General features: G+C 59.0%; 20 protein-coding genes. 8 read left to right on the top strand and 12 right to left on the bottom strand.

Annotated elements, in window-relative coordinates; genetic code table 11:
• Window positions 1–48 precede the first annotated feature (48 nt).
• The 12 genes from ACO54Z_RS11740 to ACO54Z_RS11685 all read right to left on the bottom strand — a co-directional run bounded on the left by ACO54Z_RS11740 (window position 49) and on the right by ACO54Z_RS11685 (window position 12,516).
• A complete protein-coding gene (locus tag ACO54Z_RS11740) occupies window positions 49–426 on the bottom strand; it encodes a hypothetical protein (protein WP_485997179.1) in 378 nt (125 codons plus the stop codon).
• 223 nt (window positions 427–649) lie between these two features.
• Window positions 650–2,101: a hypothetical protein gene (locus ACO54Z_RS11735; RefSeq protein ID WP_485997178.1), complete on the bottom strand. Its 1,452-nt coding sequence runs from the start codon at window positions 2,099–2,101 to the stop codon at window positions 650–652.
• Window positions 2,094–2,570, bottom strand: coding sequence for a CYTH domain-containing protein (locus ACO54Z_RS11730; protein ID WP_485997177.1), 477 nt, complete (start codon window positions 2,568–2,570; stop codon window positions 2,094–2,096). The genes ACO54Z_RS11735 and ACO54Z_RS11730 overlap by 8 nt, the downstream gene beginning before the upstream one ends.
• A gap of 366 nt (window positions 2,571–2,936) precedes the next feature.
• Window positions 2,937–4,655 carry a phosphoenolpyruvate--protein phosphotransferase gene (ptsP, locus tag ACO54Z_RS11725; RefSeq protein WP_485997176.1) on the bottom strand — a complete coding sequence of 573 codons (1,719 nt, stop codon included), beginning with the start codon at window positions 4,653–4,655 and terminating at the stop codon, window positions 2,937–2,939.
• A 96-nt stretch (window positions 4,656–4,751) separates the two neighbouring features.
• Entirely contained in the window at window positions 4,752–5,012 is a 261-nt protein-coding gene (locus ACO54Z_RS11720; RefSeq protein WP_298080881.1) for an HPr family phosphocarrier protein, read from the bottom strand.
• A 2-nt stretch (window positions 5,013–5,014) separates the two neighbouring features.
• Window positions 5,015–5,449, bottom strand: a complete 435-nt coding sequence (gene agaF, locus ACO54Z_RS11715) for a PTS galactosamine/N-acetylgalactosamine transporter subunit IIA (protein WP_485997175.1) — start codon at window positions 5,447–5,449, stop codon at window positions 5,015–5,017.
• Between the two features lies 1 nt (window position 5,450).
• Window positions 5,451–6,368 carry a PTS system mannose/fructose/sorbose family transporter subunit IID gene (locus tag ACO54Z_RS11710; protein ID WP_485997174.1) on the bottom strand — a complete coding sequence of 306 codons (918 nt, stop codon included), beginning with the start codon at window positions 6,366–6,368 and terminating at the stop codon, window positions 5,451–5,453.
• 3 nt (window positions 6,369–6,371) lie between these two features.
• Window positions 6,372–7,172, bottom strand: a complete 801-nt coding sequence (gene agaW / locus ACO54Z_RS11705) for a PTS N-acetylgalactosamine transporter subunit IIC (RefSeq protein WP_485997173.1) — start codon at window positions 7,170–7,172, stop codon at window positions 6,372–6,374.
• Window positions 7,173–7,181: 9 nt separating this feature from the next.
• Window positions 7,182–7,664 (bottom strand): PTS N-acetylgalactosamine transporter subunit IIB, encoded by a 483-nt coding sequence (gene agaV, locus ACO54Z_RS11700; protein WP_485997172.1) that lies wholly within the window; start codon window positions 7,662–7,664, stop codon window positions 7,182–7,184.
• A gap of 1,083 nt (window positions 7,665–8,747) precedes the next feature.
• The gene (locus tag ACO54Z_RS11695) at window positions 8,748–9,926 is read right to left on the bottom strand and encodes an SIS domain-containing protein (protein WP_485997171.1); all 1,179 of its coding nucleotides are present in this window, start codon (window positions 9,924–9,926) and stop codon (window positions 8,748–8,750) included.
• Between the two features lie 549 nt (window positions 9,927–10,475).
• Complete coding sequence (locus ACO54Z_RS11690) at window positions 10,476–11,741, bottom strand: class II D-tagatose-bisphosphate aldolase non-catalytic subunit (protein WP_485997170.1); 1,266 nt, start codon at window positions 11,739–11,741, stop codon at window positions 10,476–10,478.
• On the bottom strand, window positions 11,728–12,516 hold the full coding sequence (locus ACO54Z_RS11685; protein WP_485997169.1) for a DeoR/GlpR family DNA-binding transcription regulator: 789 nt from the start codon (window positions 12,514–12,516) through the stop codon (window positions 11,728–11,730). Before ACO54Z_RS11685 ends, ACO54Z_RS11690 begins: the two co-directional genes overlap by 14 nt.
• 284 nt (window positions 12,517–12,800) lie before the next feature.
• Between ACO54Z_RS11685 and ACO54Z_RS11680 the strand changes: the two genes are divergently transcribed.
• The 8 genes from ACO54Z_RS11680 (at window position 12,801) to ACO54Z_RS11645 (ending at window position 20,795) form a co-directional block, all read left to right on the top strand.
• A complete protein-coding gene (locus tag ACO54Z_RS11680; protein ID WP_485997168.1) occupies window positions 12,801–13,814 on the top strand; it encodes an SIS domain-containing protein in 1,014 nt (337 codons plus the stop codon).
• Window positions 13,815–13,910: 96 nt separating this feature from the next.
• Window positions 13,911–15,830, top strand: a complete 1,920-nt coding sequence (thrS, locus tag ACO54Z_RS11675; RefSeq protein ID WP_485997167.1) for a threonine--tRNA ligase — start codon at window positions 13,911–13,913, stop codon at window positions 15,828–15,830.
• Window positions 15,831–15,832: 2 nt separating this feature from the next.
• Entirely contained in the window at window positions 15,833–16,348 is a 516-nt protein-coding gene (gene infC, locus ACO54Z_RS11670; RefSeq protein ID WP_485997180.1) for a translation initiation factor IF-3, read from the top strand.
• Window positions 16,349–16,407: 59 nt separating this feature from the next.
• Window positions 16,408–16,596, top strand: coding sequence for a 50S ribosomal protein L35 (gene rpmI / locus ACO54Z_RS11665; protein ID WP_004140251.1), 189 nt, complete (start codon window positions 16,408–16,410; stop codon window positions 16,594–16,596).
• 12 nt (window positions 16,597–16,608) lie between these two features.
• Window positions 16,609–16,962 carry a 50S ribosomal protein L20 gene (rplT, locus tag ACO54Z_RS11660; RefSeq protein WP_485997166.1) on the top strand — a complete coding sequence of 118 codons (354 nt, stop codon included), beginning with the start codon at window positions 16,609–16,611 and terminating at the stop codon, window positions 16,960–16,962.
• 86 nt (window positions 16,963–17,048) lie between these two features.
• On the top strand, window positions 17,049–18,083 hold the full coding sequence (locus ACO54Z_RS11655; protein WP_485997165.1) for a phenylalanine--tRNA ligase subunit alpha: 1,035 nt from the start codon (window positions 17,049–17,051) through the stop codon (window positions 18,081–18,083).
• Between the two features lie 9 nt (window positions 18,084–18,092).
• On the top strand, window positions 18,093–20,492 hold the full coding sequence (pheT, locus tag ACO54Z_RS11650; RefSeq protein WP_485997164.1) for a phenylalanine--tRNA ligase subunit beta: 2,400 nt from the start codon (window positions 18,093–18,095) through the stop codon (window positions 20,490–20,492).
• Between the two features lie 6 nt (window positions 20,493–20,498).
• Window positions 20,499–20,795, top strand: coding sequence for an integration host factor subunit alpha (locus tag ACO54Z_RS11645; protein ID WP_485997163.1), 297 nt, complete (start codon window positions 20,499–20,501; stop codon window positions 20,793–20,795).
• The last annotated feature ends 154 nt before the right edge of the window (window positions 20,796–20,949 follow it).

Raw genomic sequence — 20,949 nt, 5'->3', positions numbered from 1 at the left:
GTCAGGCTCCGGGGAAATGGATGATTGTATAGAATTTAGAGAGGATTGCTATACAAGACCACCGCCCGGTGTTTTTGCCTGATGCAAACCGTTACCACCACTAAAGTAATAAGCCTTAAGATGGGCATCTGCGGGAAGACGAACACCGTTAATCCTTGTGTTTTCTGAATACTCGCGGAAAGCATCTGCTTTTGTTTGAGTTCTATTAAATCCATCTATCCTCCGCCATCCTTCTACTCCTGACGGTTTTTGGTTATCCGTAACATTTGGCATCTGATTGTTGGTATTGGGGATGGATGCTCCAGGATTATTCGGTATGGGTTTATCGGCAGGACTGTCATCACCGCCACCACCACCACACGCGGTGAGCGCACAGGCACAGCAGATGCTTATAGCCAATGGCTTCCAATTCATTTCACGGTTCATAGTAATTTCCTCATTCAAGAACGTTTGGTGAATTGCCCCTTTGGGCAAAGGCATCATAACAAAATGAAATTTGAAAAACAAACTGGATTGCGCCTAGAGTGTATTTGCAATTGAAGTCTCCCTCTTCACCAAGCGGGAAGAGGACGAAATATCGTATAGCGCCCGCATTCAAAGCGACGTAAAGAGTTTCTGATTGTGCCGTACTTGTATCACCGCGCCGCCATTATATTGCTGCGCTTCTGTCCTTTTCTGCAAATTGCAGCGGCTGAATTAGCTCCAGCCGTTTGATGCCTTCGGCGTTTAATACCAGCCGCACCAGTTCACTCGCCACTTGTCCAGCAAAGGTAATGCGGCGAATCATATAAACGTGATAAAGGCGCTCGCCTGTCACCACCGCGTCATCTTCATCGGCGACCGGCAAATGCTCGAATAAATGATCTATCTGGCGGAGAAAGCCGGAGACATTGAAGCGGGTAATATCGACAATGGCATATTGCGTGCGCTCAAACAATTCCGGCTGATTGTGCAGTACGACTTCCTTACGATAGAGCAGCACGTCTTCAGCGCGGTGGTCATTTAATAATTTCAGCCAATGCGCCTGTTCGCGCAGCGTGCGGATTTCCGGTGGTAATTTTTCTGGACGGACAAAGCGGAAAGATTCGCTGCAACTGCCCACTTCCAGATGTTCACCGCGAAAGATGCGCAAGCGCCGGTCGGGAATCCATTCACGGAAACAGGACAACAGCCATTCGCGCCCGATTTCTTTAATCCTGTCCTTGAAGATATAGGCGACGACCAGCGCCATGAACAAATTGTTGCTTAAAGCGCCGTAGCGCCCCTGCCAGAAAAAGGCGACGAATGTTGCAAAGATCATCGCTATCGCCGCCGCAATGGCATAAATGGAATGCAGCAGCAGAGGATTGCCCTTGCGCCGCCGCACATCAAGGAATAAATAGCGGCTGATGTATTTGCGCAGAATGCTCCAGCGGTAAAGCACGTCTTCGTTATTGCCGTCATGCGCCGGAATGCTGTCCGGGAAACGGGTGCGGCAATAGGCCATTTCCGTTTGCCACAGCGCATGAATCGCCGCCGTCTGCGGGATGCCGTCAATCAAGACCAGGCGGCGCAAATAATGCAGCGTCGTTAGCGAAATATATTCATCGCAATAGGCAAAGGCCTGCGAGGCAAATACGGCTTCATGCGCCGCCGCCAATGTTTCCAGCGCGCGCCAGGCGGTCAATACGTCATGGATTTCTGCCAGCAATTCGCCAATGGCTGCCGCATCGCGTTTTTTGGGGTCGCGCTCCAGCCATTTGATTGCCAGCCGCAATGCCCGCTTGTAGGTGAGCGCATAACGTTTCAGCACGTTTTCGTAACGCTCCACTTCATTTTTATCCGGCTTGTCGGCGAGAAAGGCGGCGAGTTCCGCCAGCATTTCTTCCGGCTCCAGTAATTGCGCCAGTTTGCGTGTCGGCGGGCGCAGGCGGATATAGTTTTTCAGGTTTTGCTGGAAGGTTTTGGGCGAATAGGTGTCGGGGCTGACCTGCAAGGCGGCGGGCAAAAAGAACCAGGTTTCGATGCGGTAGCGGATGTCATGCGCGCGGCGATCGAAGGAGACTTTTTGTTTGATTTCGAGCTGGAAGCGCCCGTGCGCCTTGACGGATTCTTTAATCATGGTTTTTCCAAAGCCGGTACGGATGCCGCACCAAATTGGCATTGTAATAGCGTGGGTCATCGGAGACTTCCGTGCCAATCCATGCTGGTTTGGCAAATGTCTGGCTTGCGTCGGCAAGTTCGATTTCGGCAATAATCAGCCCGGCATTGTCGCCGAGAAATTCGTCAATTTCCCATTGCATGCCGGCATGGGGAATGGTGTAGCGGATTTTTTCAATTAGTGGCCGTTCGGCGAGGGTGTCCAGCATTTGTACTGCGTCAGCAAGGGGAATGGCGTATTCGTATTCGGCGCGGCTGATGCCGACGGTCAGGCCTTTTATGGTGAGAAAGGCTTTGTCGTTAATGGTGCGAACGCGCACGGTGCGTTCTTTGGCGCTATTCAGATAGCCCTGGCGGTAATGGGTGCCCTGTGCCAACGCGCGCCAGGCTTCGCCAATGACGAGGAATTTGCGCTCGATTTCTTTTGCCATGGTTTTCTCTGGTTATGGGAAGATTCCGGATTGTGGCACGTGCGCGGGCGGAAGGGAAATTCGGCGTAGCAATCCGAATTTATGTGGACAATCGGGATTTTGAACAGGTTCTATAGCCGTCCACCGAAAGTTTCAGACAAGGCGTGTCGCCGAAGACAGTACGCTTTTGTACGGCGCGGGTTTCCCTAAAAAATGGCTTCGCCATTTTTTAGGGTGCCCGGTCAGGCGACGCAACACAGTATGAGGCTTTCGGTGGATGGCTATAAGGCGTGAAGTTCCGCGCCGCGACGGCTTGTCGCCGAATGCAAAAACGGGAAACGCAGCGCGTTTCCCGTTGGTTTTTCCCGGTTTGGGCGGGTGATGCGGTCAGTGTTTGATTTCTTGCAGCAGTTTGCGCACGGCGTCGGCGTCGTTGGCGGCGATGGCCTTGTCGAGCAGTTCGCGGCAGGCTTTGGCGTTCAGGCGGCTGATGCTGTATTTGACGGCAGGCAGCATTTTGCCGCTGATGGAGATTTCGTTGAAGCCCATGCCAACCAAGAGCGGGGTGGCTTCCAGTTGGCCGCCCATTTCACCGCAGATGCCGACGTCGATGCCCGCTTTGCGCCCGGCGTCGCAGGTCATTTTCATCAGGCGCAGTACGGCGGGGTGCAGGCCGTCATAGAGCACGCTGATTTTGGTGTTGCCCCGGTCAACGGCGAGGGTGTATTGGGTCAGGTCGTTGGTGCCGATGCTGAAGAAGGCGGCTTCTTTGGCGAGCTGTTCGGCAATCAGCGCAGATGCCGGGGTTTCTATCATGATGCCGACTTTGAGGTTCGGGTTGTGGTTGCGCCCTTCGGCTTCGAGTTTGATGGATTGTTCGGCGATTTGTTGTTTGACCCAGCGCAGTTCGTCCAGGCTGATGACCATCGGAATCATCACCCACAGGTCGCCGTAGGCGGCAGCGCGGATGGCGGCGCGGATTTGGCTCAGGAAGACTTCGGGGTTGTCTTTGTAGAGGCGGACGCCGCGCCAGCCGAGGAAGGGGTTTTCTTCTTTGGGGAAGTTGAGGTAGGAGAGTGGTTTGTCGCCGCCGATGTCCAGTAGGCGCAGGATGACGGTTTTGCCTTTCATGTGTTCGGCGACTTTGCGGTAGATGGCGTATTGTTGGTCTTCGCTCGGCGCCTGTTTGCTTTCCATGAAGAGGAATTCGCTGCGGAAGAGGCCGATGCCTTCGCTGCCGTTTTCGTCAATGAGGTGCAGGTCGTTCGGTGAGCCGATGTTGCTGTAAAGCGCGAAGGTTTTGCCGTCTTCGGTGGTCGCCGGTTTGCCGTGCAGTTTGGCGTATTCGGCTTTTTGTGCGTCTTGCTGGGCTTTTTTCTCGGTGTAGATTTTGCGGGTTTTGTCGTCCGGATCGAGGATGAGTTTGCCGGTGTCGCCGTCAAGCAGGGCGGTGATGCCGCTTTTGACTTCGTTCATGATGTTGCGCATGCCCATGACGGCCGGCATGCCGAGGTTGCGCGCAAGGATGGCGACGTGGCTGGTGAGTCCGCCGTGTTCGAGGACGAAGCCGCGGACTTTTTCGATGTCCAGTTGTGCGGTCTCGGACGGGGTGAGGTCTTCGGCGAAGATGACGCTGTCCGGCGGCGCGCTGGCGAGCGAGGCAAACGGCAGGCCGTTCAGGGCGAGGAGGAGGTTGTTTTGCAGGTCTTCAAATTCGGCGGCGCGTTCGCGCAGGTATTCGTCTTCGAGCGCGCGCATGTTGGCGGCGACCTGGTCCAGGTATTCTTTGACGGCGGCGGTGGCGGTTTTGTGTTCGTCGCGGATGAGCGCCTGGATGTCGTTGTCGAGTTCTTCGTCGGCGAGCAGTTCGCGGTGGCTTTCAAAGATGGCGGCTTCGTGTTCGCCCTGTTTTTCGAGGACGCGGTTGTAGAGGCCTTCGAGGTGGGCATCAACTTTGGCCTGGGCGTTTCTGAAGGCGCGGTATTCGTTTTTGACTTCGGCGTCGCTGATGGTGCGGGTGTCGATGTTCGGGGTTTGCGGGCGGAAGATCCAGGCTTGGCCGATGGCGATGCCGGGGGAAGCGGCGAGTCCTTCGTAGTTTTTCATGAGGTGCTCCTCTGTGGGTTTGGGGTGCCGCAGCCGCTTGCCCGCTGCGGCGATGGTTTTGAGCCTGTTCGGGGAACAGGCTCAGGGGGAGGCGGGTTATTCCGCGAGGTTGGTGATGTAGTCGGCGAGTTTGGCGAGCGCGTCGGCTTCGTCGGCCCCGTCGGTTTTCAGCACGAGCTGGTCGCCTTTGCTGAGGCCTGCCTGGAGCAGTTTCATCAGCGATTTGCCGTTGTATTCGTTGCCGTCTTTGACGATGGTCACGCTGGCTTCAAAGCCTTTGGCGAGCTGGACGAAGTCTTTGGCCGGGCGGGCGTGCAGGCCTGACGGGTTGTTGAGGGTGAGGTTTTTTTCTTGCATGGTTACAGTCCTTCTTCTGTTGCGGGTGGGGGTGGCTGTTTGCGCGTGTATGTGCTCAGGCTGCCGATGCCGTCGCGGGCGGCGGGCAGCAGGTCGGCCACCAGTTTGCGCACGTCGCCGCAGTGGTCTTTTTCAAGGACGGCTTCGACGAGCATATGCAGTGTGGTGCCATAGACGACGTCGAGGTTTTCCCTGCTGCTGGCGAGCAGGGCGGCTTGCCGGAAAGGCGCGCCGCCAATGATGTCGGTAAAGATAACCACGCCGTCATTCTCATATATTTTTAGTATTTTTGCCAGTTTCTCACCCAGTGTTTCCGGGGTGTCGCCTTCGCGGAAATCCACGGCGTGAACGTCTTTGGCGCCGCCCGCGATGAGGTTGAGTGCGCTGTGGATGCCGCTGGCAAACTGGCCGTGGCCGGTGATGATGAGGGCGGTCATGTCAGCCCTTCAGTCCCATGCGTTCGGCGAGGACGGCGGGGTCGATGATGTCCACGCCAAACCAGTGTTTGACCAGTACCGGCAGGCCGACGCAGACGAGGCCGAAGATGATTGTCCATAGCACGAGTTTCAGGGTGGAGGTGCCTTTTTTGATGCGCCAGAGGATGAAGAGCGTCCACAGGAGCGGCAGCAGTTTGGGCATGATTTGGTCAAACAGTTTTTCTTGCATATTGAAGATATAGACTTTTTCTTCACCGTTGATGACTACGTTGCGCTCAAATTGTAGCCCGGAGGTGAGCTGGACGTAGCTCGCGGTCATGGCGCCGATGATGGTGATGCCGACGATGGAGGCGGCGTGGCTGATTTTGCGCGTCTGTTCTTTGAGATTGGCGATGGCGGAGATGCCCATTTTGTAGCCGTAGTTGGCCAGCCCAAAGCGCAGCGCGAAGTGGACGATGTTGAAGACGGCAAGGAAGAAAACCGGGCCGAACCATGAGCGGGAAAGCGAGAAGGAGGCACCGACGGCGCCGCAGATGGAGAGCAGGGTCATCCAGAAGACGGCATCACCGATGCCGCCGCCCGGCCCCATCGTTGCGACTTTGACCGCGCGGATGGTGGAGATATTTTCCTTCGCTTCTTCCATCGAAACGACGAGGCCGGAGATGAAAGTCACCAGTAGGGGGTGGGTGTTGAAGAATTCGAGGTGCATCCGCATCGAGTGGCGCAGGTCGTCCGGATTTTGGTGGATTTTGCGCAGTGCGGGGAGGATGGTGTAGAGCCAGCCGTTGGCCTGCATCCGTTCGTAGTTGAAGGAGGCTTGCAGGAAGAGCGAGCGCCACGCCATGCGGTGCAGGTCTTTACGGGTGATGACTTTTGGGGTGGCCTGGTCTTGATAGACGTCGTAGTTTTCGGTACTCATGGCTTAAATTCCTTCTTCTTCTTGCGGGGCGGCGGATTTGGCAGGCTGGCTGTCGCGGATGAAGTATTCAATCAGCGCGAAGGCGGTGCCGATGAGGGCGATGGCGAGCAGCGGCTGGTTGAGGTAGGCGGCGAGGACGAAGCCGAGGATGAAGTAGGCGATGTATTCCTTGCGCAGCATGATGTTGAGCAGGATGCCGAAGCCGATGGCGGGCATCAGGCCGCCTGCCATGCGGAGGCCTTCGGAAATCCATTTCGGCACGAACTGGACGTAGTGCGCCGCTTTGTCCGCACCGAAGTAGATGACGGCAAAGGTAACGACGGAGTAGAAGCAGAACAGTATTGCCATGCCGAGATAGTTCAGGCTGGCGATGCCGCCGAAATTGAGCGTGTCGGCGTAGTGGTCGGCCTTCTTCATCAGCGGCGAGAAGGCGGTGAAGAGGAAGGTGATGCAGACCTGGACGAAGATGGCAAACGGTATGGCGACCGCAATCGCTTCCTGCGCGCTCTTGCCGGTGGCGATGACGAAGGCGGTGCCGATGATGCCGCCCATGACGACGTTCGGCGGCTGCGCACCCGCCAGCGGCACCAGCCCCATCCACATCAGCTCAAAGGAGGCGCCGGCGACAAGCCCTGCCTCCGGGTTGCCCATGAGGATGCCGACGATGGGGCCGGCGATAATCGGGCGGTGGATGTGGGTGAGGACGTTAAAGAGGTCAATGCCCGCAATGCCGGCGAAGATGGCGACCATCAGCGCTTGCGCGAGGGTGACTTGATGGATGACTTCCATCGCGGTGGTTTCCATGGTGTGCTCCTAGAGGATGAGAGAAAGGATGGGTTTTTTCGCGTCGTCCGGCGTGCCCTGCGCGGTGCAACTGACGCCGAGGGATTCCAGCTCCTGAAAGCAGCGTATGTCGTCATCGCTGACGCTGATGACCTTGCTCACCTGCTTTTTGCCTTCGGCAAAGTGGAGGTTGCCGACGTTGATTTCCTTGATGGGCACGCCGCCCTTGATGAGGGTGAGCGCGTTCTGCGGGGTGCGCACGACGAGGAAGATTTTTTGGCTCGGCGCCGCCTTGTGGATGATGTCGATGGTTTTTTGCAGGGTGAAGAATCGCGCGCCGACGTTGCCGGTAATCGCCATTTCCATCAGGTTTTGCTGTACCGGATCGGCGGCGATTTCGTCATCGGCGACGACGACGAGGTTCGCGCCAAGCCAGTTGGTCCAGGTCATGCCAACCTGCCCATGGATGAGGCGGTTGTCGATGCGGGTGAGGAGGATGTTGGGTTCTGCCATGTTTTGAGGCTCCTTGTATGAAGTTGGGATGGGGGGGGCGGGGCGCGGATTCAGGTCAGGTTGTCATGATGAATGGCGCTACCCCCACCCCGACCCTCCCCCGCGGCACGACGCTGGCGCGTCCTGCAGGGGAGGGGGTAAATGGGTTGTGGCATTGACAACGGCTGTTTGCATTTCCGCCGTTCTGCCTCCTCCCTCGCAGGGCGAAGCCCGCAGCGGGGGAGGGTTGGGGAGGGGGTAGCGTTGGCCATTTTGCTGCAGTCACAGAATCGTCCGCCGAGGGGCAGGATGCGGGAACGGTCGCCCCAATTCCCGCCGATCGGCTCCCTCCCCCTACAGGGGAGGGCGGGGGTGGGGTTAATCGTTGCCGGATGCGGTGTAGGTTTGTCATCTGCAACAGGGGACATTGCAGAAATGCCTTGTAAATGGGTGAAAAAGCAGGCGCGATACCTGTGATGATGATTCTGGCAGACGGATGGACGGAAAAACACCGAGGCAGCATCGCTGAACCCCACCCCAACCCTCCCCCACAGGGGGAGGGGGCAAATCGGCGCGTGGATTGGGCTCAAATGGACGCTACAAACATGGCGCACCCCCACCCCGACCCTCCCCCGCTGCGGACGCTGGCGCGTCCTGCAGGGGAGGGGGTGAATGGGTTGCGGCATCGGCAACGGCTGTTTGCATTTCCGCCGCTCTGCCCCCTCCCTCGCAGGGCGAAGCCCGCAGCGGGACTGGAACAGCTCGCGCGTAGTGCGAGAAAGGGCTGGGGAGGGGGTAGCGTTGGCCATTTTGCCGCTGCCGTAGAATCGTCCGCCGAGGGGCGGGATGCGGGAACGGTCGCCTGTTTTTCCGCTGATCGACTCCCTCCCCCCACGGGGGAGAGCGGGGGTGGGGTTAACGGATTCTGGCGTCGATGTGGTTGAGATAACCCGCGTCGGCGTTTGGCGGCATATTGGAAGGGTTTTGGGCGGGCTACATTGCCCCGCAGGTATGCAGACAAACCCCACCCCGACCCTCCCCCACGGGGGGAGGGGGCGGTTTTGTTGCGGGAACAGTGGCGGTTGCCGGATCATCCTTTGCCCCTCACGCCGGATACGGATAGACCGTCACGCCTTTGACGACGCGGTTGACGCTGCCGTCCGGGCTGGGGTTGTCCGGCGAGATGCCCGCGTCCAGCGCGCAGCGCAGGCCGGTCATTTGCGCATACTGCACATAAAGCGGGGCGAGCGCGGCGTCGTCCTGTCCGTCCAGCGCCGCGTCAAAGGCGGTAACGTGGGCGCGGCTCGCGGCGATTTCCGGGTAGCGGGCGAGGAAGGCGGCGGGCGCGTAGATGTGGACGTAGGCGGCGTTGCCGTCGCCAAGCACTTCCAGCGCCAAATCGCGGTCGTATTGTTGGCTGTACGGGTCGCTGGAGATGAAGAAGCAGACGGCGGTCTCATTGTTAATCAGCGATTTCGGCCCGTGGCGAAAGCCGAGGGTGGTTTCTGCCATGGTCGGGATTTTGCCGGCGGTCATTTCGAGGATTTTCAGCGCGCTTTCGCGGGCGGCGCCGTAGAGCGCGTCGCTGCCGAGGTAGATGATGCGCGCGGCGCGGGCAAGCGCGTCCAGCGCGGGCGAGGTGTAGTAGGTGTCGCGGGCGTGGCGTTGCGCGACGGCGAGCGCGGTGAAGTCCGGCGGCGGCAGGTCGAGCGCTTCGCGGCAGAGTGCTGCGGTGAACAGCGTCATGGTCGAGAAGCTGGAGGTCATGACGAAGCTCTCGTCGTGGGTTTCCGGCGGCATTTGGCAGCAGTAGCCGTGGCCGCTGCGGCAGTGTTCGGCGAGCGCGCCCCGGTCGTTGCAGGTGACGGCGACGGGGACGAGTTCGGGGGCGATGGTCGCGGCTTTTTCGAGGCTGGCGACGCTTTCCGGCGAGTTGCCGCTGCGGGCAAAGGCGAAGAGGAAGCCGTGTGCGTCGCGCGGCAGTTTGCCCGCCGGCTGGGCGACCAAATCGGTGCTGGCGGTGGCGAGGCTGTGCGCGCGGCTGTGGCGCTGGATGGCGGGGGCGAGGATGTCGCCGACGTAGGCAGAGGTGCCCGCGCCGCTGAAGGCGATGGTGGCGCGCGCGTCGTGCAGCGCCGCGTGCAGGCGGGTTTTTAGCGCCGGGTTGGTGGTGGCGAGCAGCGCCGGGATTTTTTCCCAGCAGTCGCCTTGTTGGGCGATTTCGCGGGCGGTGGCGGTGGCGCCGTGGGTGTTGAACCAGTTGGGGTCTTTGCCGAATTGCATGATGACTCCGTTTTTTTATGGAATCCTTGTGGGTTGGAATTCACCCTCCCCCGCAGGGCGAAGCCCGCAGCGGGGGAGGGACGGGGTGGGGGTAAACCAAATCGCGGCAAAACCATATCTGGCAAATTGCACTGTTTACCGTCCCGTTTTTGCAAATAGAACTTTGTGCTTCTGAAAAAACGCAAGAGGAGGAATAAACATCGCTACCCCCACCCCAACCCTCCCCCGCTGCGGGCTTCGCCCTGCGGGGGAGGGGGTAAATCGGCGCGTGGAATCGGGCAGGTTGCCGCTATTCGCATCGCGTTTTTTCTCCGCCTCGCCCCTACTCCATGGGGAGGGGAGCTTCCGCATCGTAGGGGCGGTTAGCGCAGCGTAACCGCCCGTTATGCGCTTGGTGTCAAGTACAGGCAGGCGCGGCATTTTGGGGCGGGTTGGCGTTATGGACACCGCTACCCCCTCCCCAACCCTCCCCCGGGCCCCACGCAAAATGCGGACGCATTTTGCGTGGGAACCCGCCCGCTGCGGGCTTCGCCCTGCAGGGGAGGGGGCTTAGGCGCACGCCTCATAGTAGGGAATCAGCGCGGCGCGGATGTGGTGGCGGATGAGGTTGTCGGCGGTGAGTGCCTCATGGCGCGCGCGGCAGGCTTCGACCGCGTCCGGCAGGTATTGGTGGGCGAGGCCGAAGGGCAGCGGGCGTTCGCCGAGGGCAGCAAGCAGCCCCTGCACGGCTTCATTCAGTTGTGGCTTTGTCCAGTAGTAGCGGATGCGGTCGGAGAGGCTGTAGTGGCGCAACAGTCGCTGTTCGTCCGCGTCGCCGTGGTAGTACTTTTGCCATTGCGCGGGCTCTGCCTGCATCAGCGTTTCTGCCGCCGCTTCAACGTCCGGCGCATTCAGTTTGAGTTCGCGCGCGATGTGGTTCAGCGCGTAGATGGCTTCGCGCCAGGCGAAGGTCAGCGCCGGGCCGACTTTGAGGATGGCGAAGTGGTCGCGTACCAGTGCCTTGAAGGCTTGCGGCGTCTGGTAGTCGGTGGAGTGGGCTTCAAAGACGGCGTGCGGGAATTCGTTGGCAACTGCCGACAGGGCGGTGGCGCGTTCGGGGCGGTAGTCTTCGACGCCGTGGTGGTCAAATTCGACGCCGGGCTGGACGACCAGCGCGACAACGCGCGCCCAGACGTCGTCGCCGAGACCGTGCGCGGCGAAGGTGTCTTTATGCACGGCGTAGGTGGTGCGCGCCGCTTCCGGCGTGGTCGGGGTGACGCCGTCGAGTGCTTCTTGCGCACCGCCGGGGACGGGGACTTCGGTGCCGATGATGTAAACGGGTGCCACGGCGTTCGGCATGGTGGCGCGGGTGTCTTCGGCGATGCGGCAGAGGCGGGCGGCGCGTTCGGCGACGGTGGCGTCCGGCAGGGGTACGGGGTCGCCGGCGCAGCTCATGCTGCAATCGAGGTGGATTTTTTCGTAACCCGCCTTGATGTAGTGGCGGATGAGTTCTTCGCTGTTTTTCATCGCCTCATCGGCGGGCAGGTGTTGCCAGCGGTTGGGGCCGAGGTGGTCGCCGCCGAAGACGGGGTTGGCGTCGGCAGGGAGCAGGGTTTTGACCCGGGCGATGTATTGCGCCGGGGTCATGCCGGTGTAGCCGCCGAACTGGTCCACCTGGTTGGAGGTGGATTCGAGCAGCAGCGTCGCCTTGTATTCGGCGGCGAGTTCGGCGGCGGCGCGGATGACGGCGGGGTGGGCGCTACAGACGGAGACAACGCCACCGCGCCCGCTTTTTTTGTGGGCGGCGATGATGGCGCCGATTCTATTTGTTGTCATTGGGCACCTCAATCAGGCGGATGTCGTGCTGGCGGAAGTGCTGTTTGTAGAGTTCCGGCACGCCCGCTTCGGAGATGACGGCGGTGATGCGGTCGAAGTGGAAGAAGGTACGGAAGGAGCGTTTGCCGTATTTGGAGCAGTCGGCGAGCAGGTACACTTCCTGCGCGTGTTCGGCCATGAGGCGGGTCAGGCGGGCGCGCTGTTCGTTGGTCGTGGTCAGTCCCGCTTCGAGGTCAATGCCGTCGGCGCTGATGAAGGCTTTGGAGAAGTGGCACTGGCGCAGGTTGTCGGTGGTAATCGCGCCTTCAAAGGCCATCACGTCTTTGCGCAGCTCGCCGCCGAGCGCATAGACGTTGGTGTTCTTATGAATGGCGAGGATGGAGAGCGCGTCAAGGCTGTTCACCATGACGTTAATCGGTACGTCCGGCAGCGCGCGCACAAATTCGAGGGTGGTGGTGCCGGAATCGACGATGAGCGAGTCGTCTATCTGGTTGATGAGATGCTCCGCCGCCCAGCGACCAATGAGGCGCTTGGCATCGACGTTTTGCGATTCACGCAGGCTGCGTTTGAGCGGCGAGATAAAGCGGTCGGCGGAGACGGCACCGCCGTGCTGGCGTTTGGCAACCCCTTGTTCTTGCAGGTAGTCGAGGTCACGGTAGATGGTCATCAGCGAGACTTCAAAGCGTTCGGCCAATTCTTGGGAATTGACGACGCCCTGTTCGTTGAGAAGGGTCTGGATTTGGGCACGCCGATCAACGGTCGTATCGGATTTCATGGACATTGAGGACATTTATGGCTCCCTGCGTATGGGGTTTGCGGAAATGTTACGGCGGCGTGTGGGGGGTGTCAATTATTATTGTGATATTTTGCGGATTTTTGTGGTTATTGGCTGTGGTTTTGCTGTGGATGCAGCGGCAGGGTGTAACGGTTTCGGCTTTTGTTTCCTGTATTTTCATGGGGTTGGCTGTGTGGTCAGGCTGTGCATATTTCTCGGCGACTGATGCGACAGGCGGGCGCTTCCTCATGTATGATGCGCTTTTCACAACAGGAGTATTTTCCATGTCTTTGATGTTAAAGGAAGCGCGCGAAGCCGCCGCCATTGTCGCCCGTCAGGATGTGAGCAACGCCATCGCACTCGCGGAGGAGCTGAAAGCGGCACCGCCGCGCGGTGCGGTCACGGTCGGACGCGGTACCTCCGACCACGCGCTTGGCTATCTCGGCTACCTGCTGATGCACACCCGTGGCATGGCGGTGGCGTCGCTGCCGCCGTCGCTGAGCAGCGTGCTGCAAACGCCGTGGCAGGTGCAGGATTACCTCGCGCTGGCGGCGTCGCAGTCGGGCAGTCCGCCGGATGTGATTGCGATGATGCAGGCGCTGGCAGCGGGCGGGGCGAAAACGGCCGCGCTGGTAAACGTGGTGCCGTCGCCGCTGGTCAATGCCTGCCAGCGGACGCTGCCGGTGCAAGCGGGCGAAGAAAAAAGCGTCGCCGCCACCAAAAGTTTCATCGCCACCGTCACCCTCGGCCTGCACCTGCTCGCCCACTGGAATGACGACCATCGTCTGCGCGACGCGCTGAAACAGTTGCCGGACAAACTGGAACGCGCCGCGAGTGCCGACTGGTCGGCAGCGGTAGAAGCGCTCACCCCGCGCGAACGGCTGTTTGTCGTCGGACGCGGCACCGGACTGCCGGTCGCGCAGGAAGCGGCGCTGAAATGCAAAGAAACCTGCCAGTTGCAGGGCGAGGCCTTCTCCGCCGCCGAAGTGCGGCACGGGCCGATGGCGATTGTGCATGACGCCTTCCCGGTGCTGCTGTTCGCGCCCAACGACCGCTATCAGGCGGACGCGCTGCAACTGGCGGAACAGTTCGCGGCGCGCGGCGCGCAAGTCCTGCTCGCCAGCGACAAGAAGGTTACAGGCACGGTGCATCTGCCGCTGATTGACGCCGGACACGAGGCGCTGCAAGGCCTCACCGGCATCCTCTCGTGGTATGTCGCCGCCGCCCAACTCTCCGAGGCACGCGGACTGAACCCGGACGAACCGCCCTATCTGCAAAAAGTGACGCAGACGGTGTGAGGCGCTGAATCGCGGCGGGCATTGGCGTACAATGCCCGCCCGTTATTTTTGATATTGAACGGCGTGTGGTATTCGCCGTAACAAGGAATTTTGACTATGTTAAACATCACTTTGCCCGACGGCAGCGTCCGTCAGTATGAAAATCCGACCACCGGAGGCGCCATCGCCGCCAGCATCGGCAGCGGCCTCGCCAAGGCGGCGCTTGCCGTGCGCGTCGATGGCGTGGAGCGCGACCTGAGCGACCCGATTACCGCCGACGCCAACGTCGCCATCATTACCGCCAAAGAAGAGGCAGGGGTGGACATCATCCGCCACTCCGCTGCGCACCTGCTCGGTCACGCGCTGAAACAGCTGTGGCCGGACGCGAAAATGGTCATCGGGCCGGTGATCGAAAACGGCTTCTACTACGACATCGACAGCGAACACCGCTTTACCCCGGAAGATTTGGAGAAGCTGGAAGCGCGCATGAAAGAGCTGGCGGCGACCGGATACGCGGTGGAAAAAGTGTGGACGCCCGTCGCCGAGGCGCGCCAAACCTTTGACCAGCGCCACGAAGACTTCAAAATTCGCCTCATTGACGACTTCGACGACAGCGTCAAGGAAGTCGGCCTCTACCACCATCAGGAATACATCGATATGTGCCGTGGGCCGCACGTGCCGCATATGGGGCACATCAAGGCATTCAAACTGACCAAACTCTCTGGCTCCTACTGGCGCGGCGATGCCAGCGGCGAACCGCTGCAACGCATCTACGGCGTCGCTTTTGCCGACCAGAAAACGCTCGATACCTACCTGCAACAACAGGCAGAAGCGGAAAAACGCGACCACCGCCGTATCGGCAAACAGCTCGATTTCTTCCACCTGCAAGAAGAAGCGCCGGGCATGGTTTTCTGGCACGCCAAAGGCTGGGTCATCTACCGCGAGATCGAGAACTATATGCGCGCCAAACTGCGCAAATACGGCTACGAAGAAGTGCAGGGGCCGCAAATCCTTGACCGCTCGCTCTGGGAAAAATCCGGCCACTGGGACAAGTTCGGCGGCAATATGTTCACCTGCTGCATCGACGAGCATGACTACGCCATCAAGCCGATGAACTGCCCCGGCCACATCCAGATTTTCAATCAGGGACTGCGCAGCTACCGCGAACTGCCGGTGCGCTACGCCGAATTTGGCATTTGTCACCGCAACGAGCCGTCCGGCACGCTGCACGGCCTGATGCGGGTGCGCCGCTTCGTCCAGGACGACGGCCACATCTTCTGTACCCGCAGCCAAATCCGCGACGAAATCGAGCGCGTCTGCCAGATGGTGTACGAGGTCTATCACGACTTTGGCTTCGATGAAGTCGAACTCGCGCTTTCCACCCGCCCGGAAAAACGGGTCGGCTCAGACGAAATCTGGGACGAAGCCGAAGCGGATTTGCAGGCGGCGCTGGAAGCGCAGGGCAAGCCCTTCCGTCTGCAACCGGGCGAAGGCGCGTTCTACGGGCCGAAAATCGAATTTACCCTGAAAGACAGCCTCGGCCGCCGCTGGCAATGCGGCACCGTGCAGCTTGATTTCTCCATGCCGGAACGTCTCGGCGCACACTACATTGACGAACACGACGAACGGCAAACGCCGGTGATGATTCACCGCGCCATTCTCGGCTCGCTGGAGCGCTTCATCGGCATCCTGATTGAGCAATATGCGGGGCAAATGCCGCTGTGGTTGTCACCGGTACAGGCGGTCGTCATGCCCATCACCGACGCCCAGGCAGACTATGTGAACGAAGTCGCCGAAAAACTCGCCGCAGCGGGTTTGCGCGTAGAAAAAGATTTGCGAAATGAAAAAATTAACTATAAAATCCGCGAACACACCTTGCAGCGCGTACCCTTCATGCTGGTCGCTGGCGACCGCGAAAAAGCGGCGTCATCCGTCTCCGTGCGCAAGCGCGACGGCAAAGACCTCGGCGTCATGAGCGTGGACGATTTCATTGCGCATTCGCTGCATCTCATCAGCACAAAAGCACAGGAGATTTAGCAATAGCTAAGCAACAAGAAACCCGTGTCAACGAAAAAATCACGGATGCAGAAATTCGCCTGATTGGCGCCGACGGTGAACAGCTCGGCGTCGTATCAATCGAAGACGCTTTGAATGCTGCTTACGAACAGGATTTGGACTTGGTGGAAGTGGCGGCGAATGCCGCTCCGCCAGTTTGCCGAATCATGGATTACGGCAAATTCCGTTTTGAGCAGCAGAAAAAGCAACAGGAAGCGCGAAAAAACCAGAAGCGCATCCAAATCAAAGAGATCAAATTTCGTCCGGGTACGGACGAGGGAGACTACCAGGTCAAACTGCGCAACCTGAACCGTTTCCTTACAGATGGTGACAAGGCCAAAGTAACCGTCCGCTTTCGCGGGCGCGAAATGGCGCACCAGGGTCTCGGACAGGAGCTGCTCACCCGCATCGAAGCCGATTTGGCAGAAGTCGGGGTTGTTGAGCAAAAAGCGGGGATGGAAGGCCGCCAGATGGTGATGGTCTTCGCTCCGAAAAAATAATCCTGTCAAACACGCCGCAGCACGCTGCGGAAATTGAAACAAACAATGCGAGTTTTATCATGCCCAAAATGAAAACCCACCGGGGCGCCGCCAAGCGCTTCAAAAAAACGGCGAGCGGCTACAAGCGTTCGCACTCCCACGCCCGACACATCCTCACCAAAAAGTCCACCAAGCGTAAACGCGGTCTGCGCGGTACCGTTATGGTGCATGAGAGTGATGTCAAAGCCATCAAGCAAATGATCGGTTAAGGAGGGAACAACATGGCACGAGTCAAAAGAGGCGTTACCGCCCGCGCCCGCCACAAAAAAGTGCTGGCAGCCGCCAAGGGTTACTACAACGCCCGCCGTAAAGTTTTCCGCGTCGCCAAACAGGCGGTCATCAAGGCAGGTCAATACGCCTACCGCGACCGCAAGGCGAGAAAACGTCAATTCCGCCAACTTTGGATTATCCGCATCAATGCCGGTGCGCGCCAACATGGCCTTTCCTACAGCCGCTTCATCAACGGCCTGAAAAAAGCCGGTATCGCGATTGACCGCAAAATGCTGGCCGAACTGGCTGTCTATAACAAGCAGGTTTTTGCTGTACTCGCCGACAAAGCGAAAGCAGCCCTGTAAGCAGGAACTCATGCGAAAAACGGCTGCACCCGCAGCCGTTTTTTATCTGCCGCGCAAGGCGGCATCAAAGACACGGGAACAGAAACGTGAGTGAACAATCGTCTGTCCGGGAAGCGCTGGAAAAGGCACTGCAGGACGGTCTGCGCGCACTGAAAGACGCGCTGGATCTGTCCGCACTGGAAGCGCTGCGCAACACCTATCTCTCGAAAAAAGGCATCTTTACCGCGCATATGCAGGCACTGGCGAAAACCAGCGCCGAAGAGCGCCCGCAGCTGGGCAAAATCATTAATGATGCGAAAAGCCGTTTCCAGCAAGCATTGCAAGAAAAAATCGACGCTTTCAAGGCGCGCGAAATGGCGGAAAAACTGGCAGCGGAGCGGGTAGATGTCACCCTCGCCGGACGCCAAACCTTTCAGGGCGGCCTGCATCCGGTCACGCTGACCCGCCGCCGCATTGAAGACTGGTTCGCCTGCCTCGGTTTCGTCGTCAAGGACGGCCCGGAAATTGAAGATGACTTTCACAATTTCACCGCGCTGAACATCCCCGAACACCATCCGGCGCGGGCGATGCAGGACACTTTCTATTTTGAACCGAAAACCGTCTTGCGCACCCACACCTCCGGCGTACAAATCCGCACGATGGAGCGCGAAGGCGCGCCGCTGCGCATCATCGCGCCGGGGCGGGTGTACCGTAGCGACTCGGACGCCACGCACTCACCAATGTTCCATCAAATCGAAGGGTTGGTCGTTGATAGCCGTAGCACCTTCGCTGACCTTAAAGGCATCATCATCCACTTCCTGCGCGATTTCTTTGCGCGTGAAGACCTGCAAGTGCGTTTCCGCGCATCCTTTTTTCCCTTCACCGAACCGTCGGCGGAAGTGGATATTGCCTTCTTTGAGGACGACAGCGGTGTGGACGCCAAATGGCTGGAAGTACTCGGCTGCGGCATGGTGCATCCGCAAGTGTTGCGCAATTCCGGCGTTGATCCCGACCGCTATCAGGGCTACGCCTTCGGCATGGGCATCGAGCGTCTGGCGATGTTGCGCTACGGCGTACACGACCTGCGCCTGTTTTTCGAGAACGATGTGCGCTTCCTGCGCCAGTTCCGTCATGAATTTTGAGGATGAACCATGTTGTTGAGTACAGACTGGTTGAAAGAAGACTACGGCATTGACCTGCCGCCGCAGCTGCTGGCAGAGCGTCTGACCATGGCGGGACTGGAGGTGGATAGCATGACGACCGCCGCCCCACCATTTTCCGGCGTGGTCGTCGTGCAAGTGCTGGCGCTGAACCCGCATCCCGATGCGGACAAACTGCGCGTCGCTACCGTCAACAGCGGCACGGGCGAGGCGCTGCAAATCGTCTGCGGTGCGCCCAATGTTGCCGTTGGCGTCAAAGTGCCGCTGGCGACTATCGGTGCGGTGTTGCCCGGCGACTTGCGCATCAAAAAATCCAAACTGCGCGGCGTGGAATCGTTCGGGATGTTGTGCTCGGCGCGCGAACTCGGCCTGAGCGATGAGCACGCCGGGCTGCTGATACTGCCGGAAGACGCACCGGTCGGCGTGGACATCCGCGAATACCTGCGCCTGAACGACACCATTATCGACATTGACCTGACGCCGAACCGCGCCGATTGCTTTTCCATCCGTGGCCTCGCGCGGGAAATTGCGCAATTATGCCGCGAAGAGCTGGGAGCTGCTTACAGACTGCCACCATTGGACAATGCCGCCGTAGCCGTTAGCGACCATGTGGCGGCACCGAACATCGAAAACCGAGCCCCGCAAGATTGCCCGCGATACTTTGCGCGCACCATTCGCGGCATTGACATCGGTCGTGCAACGCCGCCGCATATCGCAGAGAGATTGCGTCGTGCCGGTATTCGCACCCACGATCCGGTGGTTGATATTACCAACTACGTCATGCTGACTCTTGGCACGCCGCTGCACGCCTTTGATGCGGACAAAGTGCAGGGCAGTATCGTCATTCGCCCCGCTACGGCAGGCGAAACCCTGCGCCTGCTTAACGACAGCGAAGCGACCCTTGTCGGCGACGAATTGCTCATTGCCGATAATGCAAAAGCGCTGGCCATTGCGGGCGTAATGGGCGGCGCAGACAGCGCTTGCAGCGAAGCGACACAGAACATCATCCTCGAAGCGGCGTGGTTTAACCCGCCGCGTATCGCCGACAAAGCGCGTCGCTTTGGCCTTTCCAGCGACAGCGCGCAGCGCTTCGAGCGCGGCGTGGATTACACCTTACAAGAAACCGCGATTGAACTTGCCACCCGCCTGATAGTTGAAATTTGTGGCGGCGCAGCAGGCGCAATTGGAGCAAGCATCAGTGCGGGTGATTTGCCACAGCGCATGGCAATTGCCTTGCCGCGCGATGCCATCGCACAATGTATTGGCCGCGACTACGACGAGGCGACGGTTAGCCGTATCCTTAAGGGGCTGGGCGGCGAAGTGCAATTCGCAAATGACCTTTGGATGGTAACGCCGCCCACATGGCGCTTTGATCTCACTATCGCCGCCGACCTGATTGAAGAAATTGCGCGCATTGACGGCTACGCCCATATCCCCGACCGCCTGCCTGCGGTGCAATACCAGCAGGGTGCGGGCGAAGGCGGCGCGTTGCGCTATTACGGCGATATGCTGGTCGCACAGGGCTTTCAGGAAGCTGTTACTTACGGCTTTATCGACCGCGACAGCCATCAGGCCTTTTTTCCGGATGCGACGACCATCAAACTACAGAACCCGATTAGCGCCAACCTCGCGGAAATGCGCCTGAGCCTGTTGCCGGGGCTGGTCAATGCAGTCATCTACAACCGCAACCGTCAGCAACAGGATGTGCGGCTGTTTGAAATCGGTCGTGTTTTCCTGCCGCAAGCGGGTAAAGCCACCGCCGACTGTGCGCAGCTAACCCACCTCGCGGGCGTCATGAGTGGTCTCGCCGCGCCAGAGCAATGGGCAGCAGAAGCGCGCAAAATCGATTTCTTTGACGCCAAAGCGGTGGTGGAGAACCTGCTGTTGCAAGTTGCGGGCGTGAACTATCGCCCGTCTTCACAACCTTACCTGCATCCGGGCAAAAGCGCGGATATCTACGATGACAGCGGACAATATCTGGGCTGTGTTGGCGCGTTACACCCGCAGCTATTACAAACACTGGATAGCCGTGGCGGTGAAATATACATCTTTGAACTGAACGACCTCGCGCGACTACCTGCCGCGCGCCTGCCGCATTATTGCAACATTGGCAAATTCCCGACTGTACGCCGTGACTTGGCGCTGGTGGTGGGCAAAAACATTGCCGCTGCGGACCTGCTGAACGCCATTCGGGAGCAGGTGGGAGATTTGCTGGCAGATACCTGGTGTTTCGACCGCTACCAGGGGGCGTCAATGGGCGACCAGCAAAGCCTTGCAGTGGCAATCCTGTTGCAGGACTCCGAAAAAACTTTGCAAGATGAAGAAGTTGTAAGTATTATTGAATCAATCGTCAAACACCTGAAAAACACATTCAACGCAGAATTAAGGTAGGCAAACATGACACTGACAAAAGCAGACATCGTGGAGTCGATCATCGCGCAGATCGGGATACCTCGCCCCGAGGCGCGGCAAATGGTTGATGATCTCTTTGAAGAAGTTCGCACCTGCCTGGCGACCGGTGAGCCGGTCAAACTCTCCGGTTTTGGCAACTTTGAACTGCGCGACAAGAAACAACGTCCGGGACGTAACCCGAAGACCGGCGAAGAAATCCCGATCACCGCACGTCGCGTAGTCAGCTTCAAGGCCGGGCAGAAACTGAAAGCCCGTGTTTCGGCCAGTAAACCGCGCGGCTGATGATCAAAGCAAAAATTCCGGCAAAATATTTTCAATAAAAACAGGAATTAATAAAGAAAGTTAGAAGAATCGAGAAAAAGGAGTTGCGTGGTGTGATTGTGAAGCTATAATGCGCGCCCTGCCACGGTGCAGGGCTTTGAGAGAAGCCGCTGAC

It is taken from the genome of Cardiobacterium sp. (assembly GCF_057314735.1).
This window is presented reverse-complemented; position numbering and strand designations above follow the sequence as displayed.

What these genes read in the sequence shown, in the direction of transcription:
- agaF (WP_485997175.1), bottom strand. Translation starts at nt 5,449, where the DNA reads ATGACCGCCCTCATCATCACCGGCCACGGCCAGTTTGCCAGCGGCATC.
- ACO54Z_RS11740 (WP_485997179.1), bottom strand. Translation starts at nt 426, where the DNA reads ATGAACCGTGAAATGAATTGGAAGCCATTGGCTATAAGCATCTGCTGT.
- thrS (WP_485997167.1), top strand. Translation starts at nt 13,911, where the DNA reads ATGTTAAACATCACTTTGCCCGACGGCAGCGTCCGTCAGTATGAAAAT.
- ACO54Z_RS11695 (WP_485997171.1), bottom strand. Translation starts at nt 9,926, where the DNA reads ATGCAATTCGGCAAAGACCCCAACTGGTTCAACACCCACGGCGCCACC.
- ACO54Z_RS11690 (WP_485997170.1), bottom strand. Translation starts at nt 11,741, where the DNA reads ATGACAACAAATAGAATCGGCGCCATCATCGCCGCCCACAAAAAAAGC.
- rplT (WP_485997166.1), top strand. Translation starts at nt 16,609, where the DNA reads ATGGCACGAGTCAAAAGAGGCGTTACCGCCCGCGCCCGCCACAAAAAA.
- ACO54Z_RS11645 (WP_485997163.1), top strand. Translation starts at nt 20,499, where the DNA reads ATGACACTGACAAAAGCAGACATCGTGGAGTCGATCATCGCGCAGATC.
- ptsP (WP_485997176.1), bottom strand. Translation starts at nt 4,655, where the DNA reads ATGAAAAACTACGAAGGACTCGCCGCTTCCCCCGGCATCGCCATCGGC.
- ACO54Z_RS11680 (WP_485997168.1), top strand. Translation starts at nt 12,801, where the DNA reads ATGTCTTTGATGTTAAAGGAAGCGCGCGAAGCCGCCGCCATTGTCGCC.
- pheT (WP_485997164.1), top strand. Translation starts at nt 18,093, where the DNA reads ATGTTGTTGAGTACAGACTGGTTGAAAGAAGACTACGGCATTGACCTG.
- ACO54Z_RS11685 (WP_485997169.1), bottom strand. Translation starts at nt 12,516, where the DNA reads ATGAAATCCGATACGACCGTTGATCGGCGTGCCCAAATCCAGACCCTT.
- agaW (WP_485997173.1), bottom strand. Translation starts at nt 7,172, where the DNA reads ATGGAAACCACCGCGATGGAAGTCATCCATCAAGTCACCCTCGCGCAA.
- ACO54Z_RS11720 (WP_298080881.1), bottom strand. Translation starts at nt 5,012, where the DNA reads ATGCAAGAAAAAAACCTCACCCTCAACAACCCGTCAGGCCTGCACGCC.
- rpmI (WP_004140251.1), top strand. Translation starts at nt 16,408, where the DNA reads ATGCCCAAAATGAAAACCCACCGGGGCGCCGCCAAGCGCTTCAAAAAA.
- ACO54Z_RS11735 (WP_485997178.1), bottom strand. Translation starts at nt 2,101, where the DNA reads ATGATTAAAGAATCCGTCAAGGCGCACGGGCGCTTCCAGCTCGAAATC.
- ACO54Z_RS11710 (WP_485997174.1), bottom strand. Translation starts at nt 6,368, where the DNA reads ATGAGTACCGAAAACTACGACGTCTATCAAGACCAGGCCACCCCAAAA.
- ACO54Z_RS11730 (WP_485997177.1), bottom strand. Translation starts at nt 2,570, where the DNA reads ATGGCAAAAGAAATCGAGCGCAAATTCCTCGTCATTGGCGAAGCCTGG.
- agaV (WP_485997172.1), bottom strand. Translation starts at nt 7,664, where the DNA reads ATGGCAGAACCCAACATCCTCCTCACCCGCATCGACAACCGCCTCATC.